The organism is Tardiphaga sp. 20_F10_N6_6 (assembly GCF_052076045.1).
Classification (GTDB): domain Bacteria; phylum Pseudomonadota; class Alphaproteobacteria; order Rhizobiales; family Xanthobacteraceae; genus Tardiphaga; species Tardiphaga robiniae.
The window spans coordinates 5,651,120-5,667,884 of record NZ_CP197239.1 but is presented as its reverse complement, the minus strand read 5'-3'; the positions used below and the strand labels follow the sequence as shown (position 1 = coordinate 5,667,884).

General features: G+C 59.9%; 15 protein-coding genes and 1 tRNA gene. 5 read left to right on the top strand and 11 right to left on the bottom strand.

Features of this window, described 5'->3' with window-relative positions; translation table 11 throughout:
- Positions 1-119 precede the first annotated feature (119 nt).
- Positions 120-437, bottom strand: coding sequence for a hypothetical protein (locus AB7813_RS27145; RefSeq protein ID WP_441228854.1), 318 nt, complete (start codon positions 435-437; stop codon positions 120-122).
- A 435-nt stretch (positions 438-872) separates the two neighbouring features.
- On the opposite strand from AB7813_RS27145, the gene AB7813_RS27140 reads away from it, so the two are divergent.
- A complete protein-coding gene (locus tag AB7813_RS27140; protein ID WP_441228853.1) occupies positions 873-1,484 on the top strand; it encodes a hypothetical protein in 612 nt (203 codons plus the stop codon).
- 132 nt (positions 1,485-1,616) lie between these two features.
- Positions 1,617-2,390, top strand: a complete 774-nt coding sequence (locus tag AB7813_RS27135) for a phosphoadenosine phosphosulfate reductase domain-containing protein (protein WP_441228852.1) — start codon at positions 1,617-1,619, stop codon at positions 2,388-2,390.
- 892 nt (positions 2,391-3,282) lie between these two features.
- Here AB7813_RS27135 and AB7813_RS27130 read toward each other — a convergent pair.
- From AB7813_RS27130 to AB7813_RS27115, 4 genes are all read right to left on the bottom strand, one after another.
- Complete coding sequence (locus AB7813_RS27130; protein ID WP_441228851.1) at positions 3,283-4,701, bottom strand: hypothetical protein; 1,419 nt, start codon at positions 4,699-4,701, stop codon at positions 3,283-3,285.
- 395 nt (positions 4,702-5,096) lie between these two features.
- Positions 5,097-6,938 (bottom strand): DUF6538 domain-containing protein, encoded by a 1,842-nt coding sequence (locus AB7813_RS27125; protein ID WP_441228850.1) that lies wholly within the window; start codon positions 6,936-6,938, stop codon positions 5,097-5,099.
- Positions 6,939-7,026: 88 nt separating this feature from the next.
- Positions 7,027-7,101: transfer RNA gene (locus tag AB7813_RS27120), tRNA-Glu, on the bottom strand.
- A gap of 91 nt (positions 7,102-7,192) precedes the next feature.
- Complete coding sequence (locus AB7813_RS27115) at positions 7,193-7,534, bottom strand: hypothetical protein (RefSeq protein ID WP_093759212.1); 342 nt, start codon at positions 7,532-7,534, stop codon at positions 7,193-7,195.
- Between the two features lie 67 nt (positions 7,535-7,601).
- Here AB7813_RS27115 and AB7813_RS27110 point away from each other — a divergent pair, with 67 nt between their 5' ends.
- Both AB7813_RS27110 and rpoH read left to right on the top strand, forming a co-directional pair.
- Complete coding sequence (locus tag AB7813_RS27110) at positions 7,602-8,612, top strand: RluA family pseudouridine synthase (RefSeq protein WP_089261504.1); 1,011 nt, start codon at positions 7,602-7,604, stop codon at positions 8,610-8,612.
- Between the two features lie 213 nt (positions 8,613-8,825).
- On the top strand, positions 8,826-9,725 hold the full coding sequence (gene rpoH / locus AB7813_RS27105; RefSeq protein ID WP_089261507.1) for an RNA polymerase sigma factor RpoH: 900 nt from the start codon (positions 8,826-8,828) through the stop codon (positions 9,723-9,725).
- Positions 9,726-9,789: 64 nt separating this feature from the next.
- On the opposite strand, the gene AB7813_RS27100 is transcribed toward rpoH, so the two are convergent.
- The 6 genes from AB7813_RS27100 to ureC all read right to left on the bottom strand — a co-directional run bounded on the left by AB7813_RS27100 (position 9,790) and on the right by ureC (position 16,241).
- Positions 9,790-11,439, bottom strand: a complete 1,650-nt coding sequence (locus AB7813_RS27100; RefSeq protein ID WP_439057448.1) for a CHASE domain-containing protein — start codon at positions 11,437-11,439, stop codon at positions 9,790-9,792.
- Positions 11,440-11,697: 258 nt separating this feature from the next.
- Positions 11,698-12,327, bottom strand: coding sequence for an urease accessory protein UreG (gene ureG / locus AB7813_RS27095; RefSeq protein ID WP_068733948.1), 630 nt, complete (start codon positions 12,325-12,327; stop codon positions 11,698-11,700).
- Positions 12,328-12,519: 192 nt separating this feature from the next.
- Positions 12,520-13,266, bottom strand: coding sequence for an urease accessory protein UreF (locus tag AB7813_RS27090; protein ID WP_441229013.1), 747 nt, complete (start codon positions 13,264-13,266; stop codon positions 12,520-12,522).
- Positions 13,247-13,930 (bottom strand): urease accessory protein UreE, encoded by a 684-nt coding sequence (locus tag AB7813_RS27085; protein WP_441228849.1) that lies wholly within the window; start codon positions 13,928-13,930, stop codon positions 13,247-13,249. Before AB7813_RS27085 ends, AB7813_RS27090 begins: the two co-directional genes overlap by 20 nt.
- 17 nt (positions 13,931-13,947) lie before the next feature.
- A complete protein-coding gene (locus AB7813_RS27080) occupies positions 13,948-14,247 on the bottom strand; it encodes a putative quinol monooxygenase (RefSeq protein WP_439057446.1) in 300 nt (99 codons plus the stop codon).
- A gap of 281 nt (positions 14,248-14,528) precedes the next feature.
- Positions 14,529-16,241, bottom strand: coding sequence for an urease subunit alpha (gene ureC / locus AB7813_RS27075; RefSeq protein ID WP_068733942.1), 1,713 nt, complete (start codon positions 16,239-16,241; stop codon positions 14,529-14,531).
- 192 nt (positions 16,242-16,433) lie between these two features.
- On the opposite strand from ureC, the gene AB7813_RS27070 reads away from it, so the two are divergent.
- Entirely contained in the window at positions 16,434-16,763 is a 330-nt protein-coding gene (locus AB7813_RS27070) for a hypothetical protein (protein WP_093759217.1), read from the top strand.
- The last annotated feature ends 2 nt before the right edge of the window (positions 16,764-16,765 follow it).

Below are 16,765 nucleotides of genomic sequence, written 5' to 3'. Positions count from 1 at the left end.
TTTGGATCGGCTCGGCCGACTGACTTCAAAATCTTGAGCCTAAAGCCGCAGCGCCGCCCGGATGACAACTGCGGTGCGCGCAATCCAACCGCCCAGATGAGCGCTCGTTGGCGGCACCATTAGGCCCTCTTCGCTGGGTCGAGGTACGTTTTCCAATTGAGAGCAATGGAGCGACCTATAAGAAGTTGCAGGACAATCGGCGGGAAGAACACCGGCAGCAAGTTGATGTGATGCTCCAAATCGTAGCCCGTCCCGCTAAGTATTTTGGCAGCCGCAAGTGACAGCGCGATCGAAACCGTAACGATCAGCAAAACGGACCATCTCTTCTCGATTGGGATTTTTCCGATCAACCATCCAATGAGCGCGCCGGGCAAAAGGCCCAGCACAAAGAACACCATCCAAGCCGCGAAAAGCCAAAGGAACAGGAACCAGCCCATCACACGCCCTTCTTTTTCGGCCCGATCACCGACTTGCAGCCGCGCTCATACGGTAGGGCCGCATCCGGAGAGGACGCCGAGAAGCTTATAGCCTCACCCGAACAGCACATTGCGTCGTAATATTTTAAAACTCACGTGTCCCATTTCACACCGGCCCCTAAATTCTCGACCCGGCTGGAAGCTACCGGCGCCACCATGGTGACAACTGCACTGCTCTGCCGTGCCCTGAAATTCCTGCAAATCGATATGATCCTGCGACTTTCCAATAGGTTACGAGCAAATCTTCCCCACCTCTAGGGGAAGCCGAAACGCTTCTGCTCAGGAACAAGTGTTGACGCATCAAATACTTACTGACCAAACACCCTGACCTATAGAGGAAGCGGGGGCGCCTTCGTAACTCCCACCCACCACGGACTATCAACCAGCAACGGGAACATGAACCCACGACCATCACCGAAGACCCTGCCACCAGACTTCAACGATATCCGCCGCTATCTCAGTTCCATCGACCAACGAAAAAACTTAGGTCGCTTCATCAAGGCCAAGTGGACCCCCGCCGAACTCTCAGAGTGCGCGCGTGATATCTACCTAGCCCCAGGCAGAACCTATCCAACCAAGGTCTCCTATCAGCTCGCTATGACCTTCGGCCCCACGAGCCCTCACGCAAAGGCCCTCCTCGCGATCCTGCGAGCCCCCGGCTTCAAGATGCCACCATTCAATCGTCCGGTGCCCAAGCGTTACGAATGGGATGATCCTGATAACTCCGACCACACACCAGAGATTCGAAGCGATGTAGACGTCATCGCCCGCCTCTATCGTGATCGACAATCGGATCGTCTTGAGATGCCTAGGGCAGCTCATGATGAGCCTGTGCCCAAATGGCTTTGGAGACGCGCGTACCGCCTACGTAATCGCTACCACTCGCTGGAGGACACCTTGGACATCCAAGGCCTCCGTGAGCCCGAGCCGCCTGCCGAAGAGCTATCTGTCCCGACGTTGCCAACCGACGCTCAAAGCACAATGCAGGCAGGCCTAGTCACCGAATAGAGAGAGCGACGCTGAAGCACGTCCCCCGATGGACACCAAAGCTTCCGCAGTAAAGCGCTAGGCGGCTTGATCCGCCCATTTCGCTCTCTCGCCCCACCTCCGACTTACACAACCTCACCGGATATCTCTCCAATGACCAACTTGCATTGGCTCGCATCGCGTCGGGCTACGCTTCAACACGCCATGACTAAACACGACCGTGTTGCCCTTCTCTTCTCGGGTGGCATCGAAAGCTGCCTCTTGCTGCACCTCGCTGAGCCGTGGCGTGACAAGGTAACTCTGTACACGGTGCGTACTGGTGCGGAATTTCCGCACATGGTGTCTTTCGTGGACCGTAAATTAGAGGGCTGGCAGCACCGCGTTATCACGTCGGACCTCGGGGGCTCCTTTGGCACCTTAGGTCTTCCCGCTTCCGTGGTCCCTATCGAGCACGTCCCCGACGCTGCAGCGATGATCAACATCGAAGAGCGGAGCCCTCGCATCACACTGTGGCCCCTGTGCTGCCTACGTAATCGCTGGCTACCTGGCTGTGAGGCCATGGTGTCCGATGGGATCACTGCTGCAATCCACGGCCAACGCGCTGGCGACTATCCAAAGAGCACCCCGGCTCCCTTGGAGTACCCCGGGCTGGACCTAGTGGCCCCGCTCTGGACTGTGACACGGGCTGAGGTGAAATCAGCTGTGGCAGAACTCGGGATTGAGTTGCCCGAGCATTACGCGGCCTACCCATCTTCCTTGGACTGCTCAGTGTGCCCATCGTCGCTCACGACGCAACGGCGCGCGTGGATGTCTCGGGCCTACCCCGATGTTCTCGCGGTTGCTGAGGGTCTGCATGCGGAGGTCAGCCGGGCCGTTGTCTCAGCTCTAGACGGTGACAACACCAAGAACGGCTACGCGGCTTGCTAGTGTCGCTTTAGACGCCAACATTCTTGTTAAAGATGCTGACCGATTGCGCTGCATTGGGTCGAACTGTGGCTCCACGTGTTTCACTGAGGCTCTTTATTGCATTGCCCTTGGAGGACCGCGTGGATCGCTCAGCAAAAACTTCGTCACTATCCCCACAAGACCGCAAGGCCTGCGGTCGGATTTTCTACATGCTGGAGGTTCTTACAGAACTCCACCCGACGATGACCGCGCTTCTCGCAAAGGTCTTTCTTCGGATAGCAATTGAAGATGGTCTTACGGGTACCGATATCGCCGCCCGGACACACGTGAACCCATCTGTCACAACCCGGCACCTAAGGGCCTTAGGGGCTCACGGGGGAGGCCTTGGCTTGGTTCAGTTTGTTCAAGGGCCACTTGGTGATCGCCGTCAGAAGCACGTGGCGCTCACACCCAAAGGGGTGGAAGTGATTAAGGACATCATGCAGGCCTTCAAAATGGGCGCTCGGGCTCGTGGGGAACGTATGGCTAGAGCCATGCAAGCCGAAAGAGCCATGGACGGCTTGGGCGTCCCCGCGAAAACCGCTGGTCCCTCGTGAGATACGCCATTGAGGGGCACCAAAAGCCTACGGAGTCCACTGGCGAGCTTTGGAAGCGGCGAGTCCCTTCGGTGATCCTGAAGGATCAAATGAGTCTACGGGCTCCTCTGGGCGACTGTGGGACTTCCCAGCCTGCGGACCAGCACGACAGACAATTACACCGCCCGCTCATAAACTTTTTGAGCCCAAACATTCGTTCCACGTTATGGCCGTGGTGATACGCCGTGATGGAGAGGGGTATATACCATGAATATTATACCCTATTCCCTATGGTCCCCTGAGTACCCCCATGGCTAACCCTAGCGCCGGTGACATTATTAAAAATCCCAAGGATCGCTCACGTCCAACCTTGGCAGCATTCCAGTCGTCCGGCGGTACTGCTCAGTGAGCACGTTCATGGCCAGTTTCACCTTGGTCCTTGGAACGATCAGACTATCGTGGACCGGCAGACTTGGAACACCATGCTCACGCATCAGCGCCTGCATAGAGCCGATGATGATCTCGCTTTCGGCGAACATAAGGTCCCCGTAGTCACGCACCCGGCCTCTGATCGGGCCACCCCAGCGTTCGAGCAATGGGTGTCGCTTCAGGACCTTCTCCCGGACAACCTTCAGCGGGTAGGCCTGAGGATCGAACGGCAACGCAACTGGCCCCTCAACGAGCTTGTTTTCCAGCTGCTGCTTTAGGTTCTTTGACCATTTCTTGATTAGGCCGCTGTTGCCGAACGAGGCATTGATCCAAAACTTTGCAACGTCCCTATCCAACTTCGTCGGACCGAGGATGTCGGCGTAAGCATCATCGTCCAAATCGAGCTGCTGATCGTTCCAAGCATAAAAGATGCTGAGATACGAAGACCCGAGGTCAATCTCGGCCACACGTGCTCCGTCAATGCGCATGTCAAGCCGCGTTGCCTCAGGAACGCTCTGATAGTTGACCTTCCTCGCCGTCGGCTGAGCGTACAACCGGCCCCCTTTGTTCCACTTGAAGTCCGGGTGATTGCTGAGATGAAACTTCCGTACCCAACCGATATGCCTGATTGTCGGGTGTGAAATTGGGTGTTGCGCAATGAAGGCGTTCAATTCAGCCACCTCCTCTCGGAGCCTGTTGGCTTTGGCATTCTTGGGTGTTGGCTCGAACGGCGACGTCAGTTGCACCAATTCTGAAGGCATCTGATAATCGACATGGAAGTGCGCAGTGACATTGTCCGGTGTCACACCATGAGATGCGCAGAGGTCAATGAGCCGCACTGTCGCTTTATATCTGGTCATCCTGCCGTGTGAGGGGCCGGGATTGCCGAAAGCGAGCTTGCCGGGATAGCCCTTAACAGTTTCCACGAGCCCCGCAGCGAGCCACGTATCACGGACATTTTGAAATTGCCGCTGCGTCACAGGCTTGCCGGTGAATTCAGCCTTCTTAAGAGAGCACCTGATCCAGCCTCCCCTGATGTCATCGCCGTAGGCCTGTAGCAGCTCAGCAAGGAAGGCGGCGATAGCGGTCTCAAACCCCGATTTGCGCTTGATCTGCGGGTAGCCCTTCGCCGTCTTGGCTTCTCCAGTATGCCGAGGGTACTTGTCCGCTAGATGGGTAACGAGCGCCTGCGCTGCATCGGTCTCGGCGCGCCCGCTTAAGCTGGCTTGAGGGGCATTATTGAGTTCATCTTTATCGCCTGAGGTCAGCTCTGCTGCCTCAAAGGTCGCGTCAGCGACGCTGTCGTCATCGAACGTGTCGTCATTCACGAAGTAAATTCCATCTCACCGTTCACATAAGCGGGTGCAGAGAGGCACAGGGGCCACTAAGAAATAGAAAACCAAGCGTCCTTGTGTCTCTCTGCCCTTGTTTGTCTTGCGTCAGCGCGCTGGCCCGTACACTGCATCTACGACTGGGGTGATCATTTGGCTGTGATCTAAGCCTGCGTTCTGTGCCCTTTTATCAACCCAATCGGTGAGGTCTGTGCCCCACCCAATGACGCGCTCACCAAAGCTCATCAGCCACCATCCGAAACGAATACCAGCGCGTGCCATTGCGTACTTCATTTGCAGCCCCTTCGATGTGATGTGGACCCCGCAGGGTCGGTTGATATTGATTACGCAACGCAACGCTTACTGAAATCAAAAGGCGGACAGAGAGGCGCTCAGCGCTTCTTGCGATCCGATGCAACGAACGGGCGCACCTTGGAAAGGTCGAGACCCGGATATGAAATGCGATTGATCGCCCCTGCTAATACCTTGGCGCCGAACCGCGAGAGCATAGCGTTCGCGCCGTATCCCGAGCCAACGGACGAATCCTGCGCGTGCCCAACGAGCGCCTCCCGAGCCTCGGGATCAGCCTCGCCGCGCCGCAGTGCGTCCTTAACTGTATGACGGAAGCTGTGAAACACTTTCGCCTGATCTTTGACACCAGCCCCTCTGAGATAGCGTCCGAACCACTTAGAGAAGGCTGGCACTCCCGCTTTGCCCTTGTCCGGCGAAACCAATGGGAAAAGCCACGCGTCAGGACCATCTGCACGCCGCCTGCGCTCAACGTAATCCATGAAGCCGAGCGCGAGCACCTTAGGATGTACAGGCACGACCCGCTCGGATGTTTCGGTCTTTAAGCGCTTTCCGCGCGCCCGGTCCGTCACGAAATAAAGGAGCGGTGTTGAAGTCTCAGCGTCCACGCGCACGTTCGCTACGGCTAGACTCCCTAGTTCTGCCTGCCGCGCTCCTGAGAACAGCGCGAGAATGGGCAACCAGAAGCCTGCGTCTCCATGAGCACCGACAGGATACTTGTGCTGTGTGAAGACAGGCGTGTTGAACAAAAGCTGAAGCTCGGCGGTCTCAAACGAAGTGCGCTCAGAGCGGTCCTCCGGGAGACGTAGAGCACCGAATGGGTCCGTCCATTGAGCGTCATCAGGCACGAGCCCCTTGTTGTTTGCCCAACGTGCTATCGCTTGCACCGCGCCAAGCTGCTTATTCACGGTACGTGGGGAAACCTTGGCAGCGTTAGGGTGCTTGCGACCGTATTCAGCCAAGTCCGGTAATGGTGCTGCCTTCAATTTACCAGTGCGCAGACTTGCGATAGGCACCAGCTGGAGTGCTTCGCGAAACTCCCGTGCATGGCTCTTCTTGATGTCGGCCACGAGCAGATCACCGTGAAGCTGAATAAACATATCAACTGCACGGCGATACTCGTGAACGGTGCCTGCTGATTTGGCTCGTTCTTTTTCCCAGCCAGAGAATGCATCTTTAAGTGAACTGCCTGTCACGGTGTTGAGGCTCTTGGGACCTCGGGTGAACGCTGGTGTCTCTATCGGTTCACCGGCATTGCGCTGCTCTATGGCCTGCAGTGCCCTCACGTAGGCGCGCAAGGCGTGCATTCCTAGCTCGCGGTAGGCCGGGCTTTTGCGGTCTAGCTCGATTTCGAACTCTGCCAACAACAGGTCAAGGTCATCTTCAACAGCCGCGATGTCACCCAAAGCGAGGGCTTCGCGCATTGTCGCCAGCTCATGGACCATGTGCTCTCGCTGGCGCGCAAGCTGCTCCGGTTGCCAACCATGTTCACGGAGGCTTTCGAGCGGATACGGCAATTGGAAGCTCGGGTCTTCGTTGTGGCGTACCCAATCAGCCGCTTCAGCAACACGCGCCCTGCCCCCGAACCGGAAGGCTTCGTCGTCAGCCAAAAGCTTGCCGTAGAGCGCCTCCGACATCCGCGCGATTTCAGCCGCATTGAGACTACTGCGGACAGGCGGCTTGACCTTTGGTGCCGCTAAGGCAGCGGCCTCACGAAGGACCCTGTCGAACTCCATCTGGACCGGCTTCGCGCGCACATTGGCCGAGCGGAGGTCTTTGGTCCCGAGGGACTTCTTGAGGTAGGCCTGCTTAGGTTTGCCACCACCCAGCACACGCGCAACGGCCACTTGGAGGCGCTCTGGCACCTTCTGCTGAGCGTAATAGGTGCCGTGTCTGTCTTTGATCAAACCCATCAACGCACGCATCAAAATGACCACTTTCTGCTACCACCTGAAAGCAGAGAAAGCCAATGATTGCGCTATGTTCTTGAGTTTTCGACGCTTCTTAAAGCGATGGCGCTCCGTAAGGGAATCGAACCCTTATTTTAGCCTTGAGAGGGCCATGTCCTAACCGTTAGACGAACGGAGCGTGCGCGGGAGGGGATAGCCGGGAATGGCGGTGGCTGCAAGATGCTGTCGCCCCCTCGCCCACTAATATGGTTATGGTTCGCAGGCGAACCTCAGGGCTCGCTGGCGAATTTCAGCGTTCCGGCGGGTTTCAGGCTCTTGGCGTCGAACGTGCGGATTTCGGTGCTGCCGCCGACGTCCAGCGTCAGCACGATCCGGTCGCCGGCTACCCCCGTGGAGAGGATTTTGGCGCCTTTCGGCAGGGTCGCAGTCGTCGTGGACGTGACAGTGCTTCCATCCGTGCGGAAAAGGCGGTAGCCGATCACGACGAGCAGCGCGCCGACGCCCAAGGCGGTGGTCAGGCCCGCGATCAGCATCATGCGGCGGACGCGCGCGATCATGGCGGCCTGTTCAAGCGTCGGTTCGGGCGCGCTATCGGCGGCGGGCTGGGTCATGCAAACACTCGTCTCTTAATTCACGGCTCTCGAAGCAACACGCTTCTGTCAGGTAAGGCTTTACGGAATGAACGATCAACGGCTGGATGTCACGGTGCAGGGCGATGAAGGCTCGACCCGGCTCGATCGCGTGCTCGCCGTGCGCAGCCCGGCTTTGTCGCGGTCGCGGCTGAAGGCGCTGATCCTCGCCGGCCAGGTGACGATCACCCGGTCTTCGCAAGACCCCACCCCCGTGCGCGACCCCGCTTATCATGTCGCTGCCGGCGATACGATCACAATCGACGTGCCGCCCGCCATCGCGCCGGAGCCCGAAGGCGAGGATATCGCCCTCGATATCGTGTTCGAGGACGAGGACATCATCGTCATCAACAAGCCCAAGGGGCTCGTTGTGCATCCCGCCGCCGGCCACGAGACGGGCACGCTGGTGAACGCGCTGATCGCCCATTGCGGCGCGTCTTTGTCGGGGATCGGCGGCGTCAAGCGGCCGGGCATCGTGCACCGGCTGGACAAGGACACCACCGGATTGATGGTGGTCGCCAAGAACGACGCCGCGCATGCGTCGCTCACCACACAATTCGCCGATCATGGCCGCACCAACGAGATGCGGCGCGGCTATATGGCCTTTGCCTGGGGTATCCCAAACCGGCCGCGCGGCACGGTGGAAGCGCCGATCGACCGGCATCCCCATGCCCGCGAGAAAATGGCCGTCCGCGAAGGCGGCCGCGATGCCGTCACCCATTGGGAAGTGCTGCAGGAATTCCCCGACCGCCACGGCAAGCCGATCGCCACCCTGCTCGCTTGCCAATTGGAGACCGGGCGGACGCACCAGATCCGCGTGCATCTGGCGCATATCCAGCATCCGCTGATGGGGGATTCGGTCTATGGCTCGCATTTCAAGACCAAGGCGTCGTCGCTGGGCGTAAAGAGCCGCGCGGCGCTGGAAGCGCTCGACCGGCAGGCGCTTCACGCCTATTTGCTGGCTCTGGAGCACCCTCGCACGGGCGAGATTCTGGAGTGGACCAGCGAGCTTCCTCACGATTTGGCGGTTCTGAGAGCCCATATGGCCGTGCCAGAATGACGCAGATGCATATAAAAAAGTAAGCCTTTCCAAACGCTTATATCGGCCGCACGGGAACGTGACAGGGAATTCACTTTCAATACGCTTGTAGTAGGGTGTATGTTGCACCTGCGTCAAATGAGACGCGGAACATCGCAGCCAGGGCGGCTTTAACAAAGCGCTCGCTGCCTGGCCCGCCGCTATCGGGGGTCTGAACCACTGGAGGGCATCATAATGGCCCGTACAGCTACCCTTCCGGTTCTCAATGGAGAATCCGGCCTCTCGCATTACCTCGCCGAGATCCGCAAGTTTCCGATGTTGGAACCTCAGCAGGAATATATGTTTGCCAAGCGTTGGCGCGAGCACGACGATCGCGACGCGGCACATCATCTTGTGACCAGCCATCTGCGACTCGTCGCCAAGATCGCCATGGGCTATCGCGGCTACGGTCTGCCGATCTCCGAAGTTGTCTCGGAAGGCAACGTCGGTCTGATGCAGGCTGTGAAACGCTTCGAGCCGGAGAAAGGCTTCCGCCTGGCCACCTACGCCATGTGGTGGATCAAGGCCTCGATTCAAGAGTACATCCTGCGTTCGTGGTCGCTCGTGAAGATGGGCACCACCGCGAACCAGAAGAAGCTGTTCTTCAACCTGCGTAAGGCGAAGAGCAAGATTTCTGCCCTGGACGAAGGTGATCTTCGCCCCGACCAGGTCAAGCTGATCGCCACGCGTCTCGGCGTGACGGAACAGGACGTGATCGACATGAACCGCCGCCTCGGTGGCGACGCGTCGCTCAACGCACCGATCCGTGACGACGGCGAAGCCGGCGAATGGCAGGACTGGTTGGTCGATAACTCGCCCAATCAGGAAACCATCATGGCGGAGCACGAGGAGTTCGATCATCGCCGTCAGGCGCTGAACGGCGCCATCGGTGTCCTCAACCCGCGCGAACGGCGCATCTTCGAGGCGCGTCGCCTCGCCGATGAACCGATGACGCTGGAAGATCTCGCCTCGGAGTTCGGCGTCTCGCGCGAGCGTGTCCGTCAGATCGAAGTCCGTGCCTTCGAGAAGGTGCAGACCGCGGTCAAGGGCACCATCGCCAAGGCGGAAGCTGCCGCTCTGGAAGCTGCGCACTAACAGGCGCGGTTGATACGACAAATACGAAAGCCGGCGGAAACGCCGGCTTTTTTGTTGGGGTCAATTATCTGATCGGCTTCGCCAGCGCTTCTGTCCGGTCGCGCTCGGTCATGTCGATTACCGTTTCGACGGGTGCCGTCAGTTCATAGACATAGGACACGTCGGTGAAGTAGCGCTTCGCCGTACCACCCAGCGCTTCCGGCGCCACGCGATCGAGCAGCACCAGACCGAAATCGCTGTCCGGCCGCCGCGTTGCTTCGCTGGTGTTGAACTCTTCCCAGCGGAAGTTGAACAGCCCATCCGGCTCACTGCCCGTGATCTCCCAATGCGCAACGATATGCGGATGTTTACCCACCAGCGACAGGCCCTCGTCGGAATGCGAGGCCAGTTCGAAGAACAGCAGCGACAGGCTCTGCGCGGCGCGCGCGCTGACAACGATGTCCGGCCCTTCCAGTGCGATACGGTCGGCATGCGGGATCGCACGCGCCTCGAACAGACCCTTGAGCTGCACGCCCTGCCACTGGCTCTCGCTCAGCAGCGAGACTACATTCGACATCGCGTGAATACGGCCGATCAGGAGATCGCGCGCATTGTCCACGTCGGAGCCGTGGCGCAGCGTGCGCGTCACGATGGACTGGATCACCGCCAGGATGTTCTTCACGCGATGATTGAGCTCGTCGATGACGGCAGTCAGGCGACGTTCGAAGCCAATGCGTATCTCCACCTCGCGCCGCAGCCGCAGATTGGCGTAGGAGACATAGCCAAACAGCCCGCAAACAATGGCCGTCAGCGCCAGGCCAAACCCGCCGACGATGATCGCGGTGCGCTGCGCGCGCAGCTCGGTATTGACCTTCGGATAATAGCCCAGCGACCAGTCACGCCCGCCGAACGAAACCGTGCGCAGGACTGCCAGCGCAGGACCATTCGCCACCAGCGGGCGCGCCGTTACCCTGCCATCGTCATCGGCGACGATTTCGCCGTCAGCGACGCGCGGATCTTTCAGCGCCACCGAGAACAATGACATCTCGTCATTGGCCAGCATCAACGGCCCAAGTTCATAGGAGAACGACACGAAGCCGGCCGGCGCGGGATCGCCTTCGGGCACAACTGGCGTCACCAGTACCAATCCCAGCGGTCCATCGGGCTGCTGCAGCGGCGTGGGGCTGGAGGCGACCGGCTTGCCCTCGTTCACGGCGCGCACTAGCGTTGGACCTGTGACGGGAGAGAAATTCAGGGCGCGACCGGCGAAGCCTTCGGTGACGGAATTGCGCGGCTCCACATCCATCAGCACGTCGAGCGGCTGCCCCAGCGCCCTGGCATCGAGGCGATCGTCGTTGTAGCTGCGGATCGTAGGATTGCGGTAGCCGGCACTGGCCAGCTCCGCGCTGGCGGCCGCGAATTCGTTCGGCTGCAGGCGAGCGATCCAGGCGGCAATCGCGAAATCGGTCTTGAAGGCGTAGATCGAGGCCCGCAACGGCTGCAGCATATTGGCCTTCATGACCGTCGGCGCACGAAACAGCCCGGCTGCGACGCGCGCCAGCAGTTCGCGCTCGGTCAAACGCTCCTGCACCAGGCTGGCATGGATATCCACGGCCCGGCCCAGCGCGATATTCTCGATCGCCAGCTCCTGGTCATGCACGCGATAGGCCGCAAGGCCGGAGAGCAGAGCTCCGACCAGTGCCAGTAATGCGATGATGAAACCAAGCCGGACCACACGGATACTCGGGAAATTAGGACGTTGCTGCCGGGTCAGCGGCTCAGGAGTATGCCAATCATGCCGGAACAATTTGGTTCCAGCCCGATGGAAATTATTTCCGGACCGGACAAATCTTGAAAAACAGGCTTAACGCAATATCACACGACACATTAGCCGACGGGCATCGACCAGCCCGTCGTTATAGCCAACCCAATATGAACGCCTCAAGTCGAAGCCCGCTCGTGAGAACTACGGCAGAGGCCTTATTCACAAGTCTCAGGCGACCGCCTTGGCCTTAAGGCCGCCCTTGCTCTCAATGAATGAGATAATCCGGTCGAGACCTTCCTGCGTCTTCATATTGGTCATCACGAAGGGCCTGACCCCGCGCATCCGTTTGGCGTCGACGTCCATCTTCTCAAGCGAAGCCCCGACATAGGGCGCAAGGTCGATCTTGTTGATCACCAGCAGGTCCGAGCGCGTGATGCCCGGCCCCCCCTTGGAGGGGATCTTGTCGCCAGCCGCAACGTCGATAACGTAGATAGTGATATCGGCCAGTTCCGGCGAAAAGGTCGCCGCGAGGTTGTCGCCGCCGGATTCGATCAGCACCATGTCGAGATCGGGAAACTTGACGCGCATGTCGGCAACGGCGGCGAGGTTCATCGAGGCGTCCTCGCGGATCGCGGTATGCGGACAGCCGCCGGTTTCAACGCCAGCAATGCGATCCGCTGTCAGCGAGCCCGAGCGCACCAGATATTCGGCGTCCCACTTCGTGTAGATGTCATTGGTAATCGCCGCGATGTCGTAGCGCTCGCGCATGGTCTTGCACAGCAGGTCCATCAGCGCGGTCTTACCGGAGCCGACGGGACCGCCAATGCCGACGCGGAGCGGACCGTGAAAACTGGACATGTCAGGGGTACTTTCGGTTGAGGATAAAGCGACGACCCTCATCCTGAGGAGCGGCGGCTTCGCCGCGTCTCGAAGGATGCGCCAAACAACTCATGGTTCGAGACGCGCGCCAAACGGCCCGCTCCTCCAGCCTGAACGCGATTGCGTTCAGGCGACCATGAGGGGTCTGGTGTGTGATTTGAGCTGGAGCCATCATGACCTGAACAGCCGCGTATACTGCGTCTCGTGACGCATGCTGGCGATATCAGAGCGAAATGTCGCGCCGCCGAGATCGTCGAGGGATGCGGCCATAGCGCGATGGCCTGTGGTCACGACGACGGGCTCCAGCGCTGCAAGTACGCGCTGGCTGTCGGTCTGACCGAGCGGCACCAGCCGCGCGCCAGCGGAAATCCAGTTCGAGACCACCGCGTGGAAAAAACCATGCATGGTTGCCGACAGCGGAACGCCATGGGCAGCGCTCACAAGTCCGACGGCAACGGGATAGACAATCGGGCTGTCGCATATCGCGATCAGCCGCTCCATATCCTCATGCGACCAGGCATTGCGCGCGATCTCGATGAAGGCCTTGCCTTGCGTGGTGGTCTCCAGCTGACGTTCCCTTGATGGCACGAAGGCGCTGGCGAGTTCGGCAACCTCGCGCAATGCCTTGTCGTCGCCGTCAGATGCCGCGCGGTGCACATGAGCGAGAAACACGCCATCGCAAAACCCTGCGCCATCGGACAGCATCGCCGACAACCAGTCCTGCAGGCTGGCAGCATCGGTGATGTCGCCCGCTTCCACCGCCCATTCGATTCCGCTGGAATAGGAAAACGCGCCGACAGGAAAAGCCGGCGACAGCCAGGTCATCAGCCGGTACAGCGCAGCGCCTTCGTCGGCAGACAAGGCGAGAGAGTCGTTCAGCGAGCTAGTGTCCGCCGGTCTATTTGTGGTCATGAGCATGAGAGTGACGATGGTGGTCGTGCTTGCTGTCGTGATCATGGTGATGATCGTGATGATCGTGATCGTGACTGCAATGCTCGTCATGGACATGCTGGTCATGGCCATGACCGGCATGACCGTGCGCGTCATGGCTGTGGCCATGGTGGTCGTGCCCATGATCGTCGTGACTGTGTCCATGGTCGTGATGAGCATGATCATGATGACCGTGATGCCCATGTCCGGCCGGCTCATGCGCAGCGGCATAGGCGCCGCCTTCGGGATCGAACGGTGCCTCGATCTCGATCACCTTGGCGCCGAGGCCCTTCACCATCTCCTCGATGACATGGTCGCTGCGGATACGCAGCCCCTTGGCCATGATCTGCGTCGGCAGATGGCGGTTGCCGAGATGCCAGGCGAGCCGCACCAGATGGCCGGGATCGGTACCCCGGATTTCGATCAGCGGCTCCGGCGCTGCGACCACCTCGATCAGGCGGCCGTCTTCCAGCACCAAAGCGTCGCCGCCCCGCAGGGCGACGGCGTTTTCGAGATCGAGCAGGAATTCCAGTCCGCGCGTCCCCGTCATCGCCATGCGGCGACGATGACGATCGTCGAAATCGAGAACGACGGTATCTGCCGCCGCCTCTGTCCAGTTGTATTGGCCTTTGACCTCAGTCGCGCGGATCATGAACTCTCTCGTTTGGTTTAACGCACCACGACGTCAGCCGGGGTGATGATTTCGATCTTCGGAGGCGCGTTGAAGCATTTCACCGCGACGCGGCCGAAAGTCTTCATATGTTCCTGCGTCCGGTGCGGCACCAGCGCCTCGGCATTCTCCCATTGCTCGACGAACACCATGCGGGTCGGATCGGTGACGCTCTCGTGCAGATCATAGGCGATATTGCCCGCTTCCTTGCGGGTCTCGGCGATGCAAGCCTTGGCAGCTTCGATCAGTTCGGCACGGGCTTCGGGTTTCACGGACAAAGTGGCAACGACGTAGATCAAGGGGGAGTCCTCCCGGTTTGTTGTTGTGGCTAAGAATGCCGGGACGGACATTAGGGGGGAATGCGAGGGGGAGGAAGGGGGCTTTCTTCTCCCCCCAAGCAGCGCAGCTGCGCAGTGGGGAGGGTGGCGTTGCGAGCGAAGCGAACAACGTGACGGGTGGGGAGCAACACGGAACATCGCGCTTGTTGAAGCACCCCACCCCGGCCTAACCGCCGACCCTCCCCACTGCGCGCAGCTTCGCTGCGCTGGAGGGAGGGAGGGAGGGAGGGCCACCGAGCACCTCAATACATAAAGTACCTCTGCGCCATCGGCAGCACTTCCGCCGGCTCGCAGGTCAAAAGCTCGCCATCCGCCCTCACCTCATAGGTCTCCGAATCCACCTCGATCTTCGGCGTCGCGCCGTTATGGATCATGCTCTTCTTCGAGATGCCGTCGCGGACATTTTCCACCGCATAGAGCGACTTCTGGATGCCGAGCTTCTTGGCGAGACCGCCAGCCACCGCCGCCCCCGATGTGAACACCACCGACGACTGGGTCAGCGCGCGGCCGAAGGCGCCGAACATCGGCTGGTAGTGTACGGGCTGCGGCGTCGGGATCGATGCGTTGGGATCGCCCATCGGCGCCGCGACGATGGAGCCGCCCTTGATGACGAGATCCGGCTTGACGCCGAAGAACGCCGGCGACCACAGCACCAGATCCGCCATCTTGCCCTTCTCTACCGAGCCGATCAGCTTCGAGACGCCATGGGCGATGGCGGGGTTGATCGTGTATTTCGCGATGTAGCGCTTGACGCGGAAATTGTCGTTGTTGCCCTTGTCTTCCTTCAGCGAACCGCGCTGCTTCTTCATCTTGTCGGCGGTCTGCCACGTCCGGATGATGACTTCGCCGAGCCGGCCCATGGCCTGACTGTCCGAAGACATCATCGAGAGCGCGCCGAGATCGTGCAGGATGTCTTCGGCAGCGATCGTCTCCTTGCGGATGCGGCTTTCGGCAAACGCAAGATCTTCCGCAATCGACGGATCGAGATGGTGGCACACCATCAGCATGTCCAGATGCTCATCAATGGTGTTGCGGGTAAATGGCCGCGTCGGATTGGTCGACGACGGCAACACGTTCTTGAGGCCTGCGACCTTGATGATATCGGGCGCATGGCCACCGCCGGCACCTTCAGTGTGGAAGGCGTGGATGGTGCGACCCTTGAATGCCTTGATGGTGTCCTCGACGAAGCCGGACTCGTTCAGCGTGTCCGAGTGCAGCATCACCTGCACGTCGTAGTCGTCGGCGACGCTGAGGCAGTTGTCGATCGCGGCGGGCGTGGTGCCCCAGTCCTCGTGCAGCTTCAGTGCACAGGCACCGGCATTGATCATTTCCACCAGCGGCGCGGGCTTCGAGGCATTGCCCTTGCCGGAGATGCCGAGATTGACCGGGAACGCATCGAAGGACTGGATCATCCGCGCAATGTGCCACGGGCCGGGCGTGCAGGTCGTCGCGAAGGTGCCGTGCGACGGGCCGGTGCCGCCCCCGAGCATCGAGGTGACACCCGACATCAGCGCATGCTCGATCTGCTGCGGGCAGATGAAATGGATATGGCTGTCGAAGCCGCCGGCGGTGAGGATCTTGCCCTCGCCCGCGATGACATCGGTGCCCGGACCGACATTGATGGTCACGCCCGGCTGGATATCGGGATTGCCGGCCTTGCCGATGGCGTGGACCATGCCGCCCTTGAGTGCCACGTCGGCCTTCACGATCCCCCAGTGATCGACGATCAGCACGTTGGTAATGACGGTATCGACCGCGCCCTGCGCGCGTGTCGCCTGCGACTGCCCCATGCCGTCGCGGATCACCTTGCCGCCGCCGAACTTCACCTCCTCGCCATAGATGGTGAAGTCCTTCTCCACCTCGATGATCAGATCCGTATCGGCGAGCCGCACGCGGTCGCCGGTGGTCGGGCCGAACATGTCGGCATAGACGGAGCGTTTGATTTTCACGGGCATGAGATCAGGCCTTCCCAACGGTGGAAGATGAGGAGAGTGGATTCGAACGCAGCGATGCCGCCGGGAACGCAAACATCCCGATCAGTGTGCAGCCTGCGCCTTCGTTCATTGACGGCGTCGCCCGCCACCTCCATAGCTTCGCGCACCCCAACAAGGCGCGCGGCGTCGGGATCTGAGACGGAGACCGATATCGTGAGATGGAAGAACGTCTATCCATTTGCTGCGGCGTGCCTGCTGTTCGCGCTGACGTTCTGGCTATACATGACCCGCGTCATGTGGCTCGGATTTCCGGATGGCTTCATCGCCGAACTGGACGCTGCCGAAGCGATCCTCGTCACCTGGTTCAACTGGTTCAGCATCGCTCTGGGCATCTGGTTCGTGATCCTTGGCATCCGATCGTTCCGTGACGATGTCGGACGTTGGTCATTGTACAGCTGTCTTCTGTTCGTCTCGGTCGTCCTGATATCGCTGGCCATCGATCGATATTTCCGCTCGTTCATGATGGATAGCGCTGGCGGCTAGAC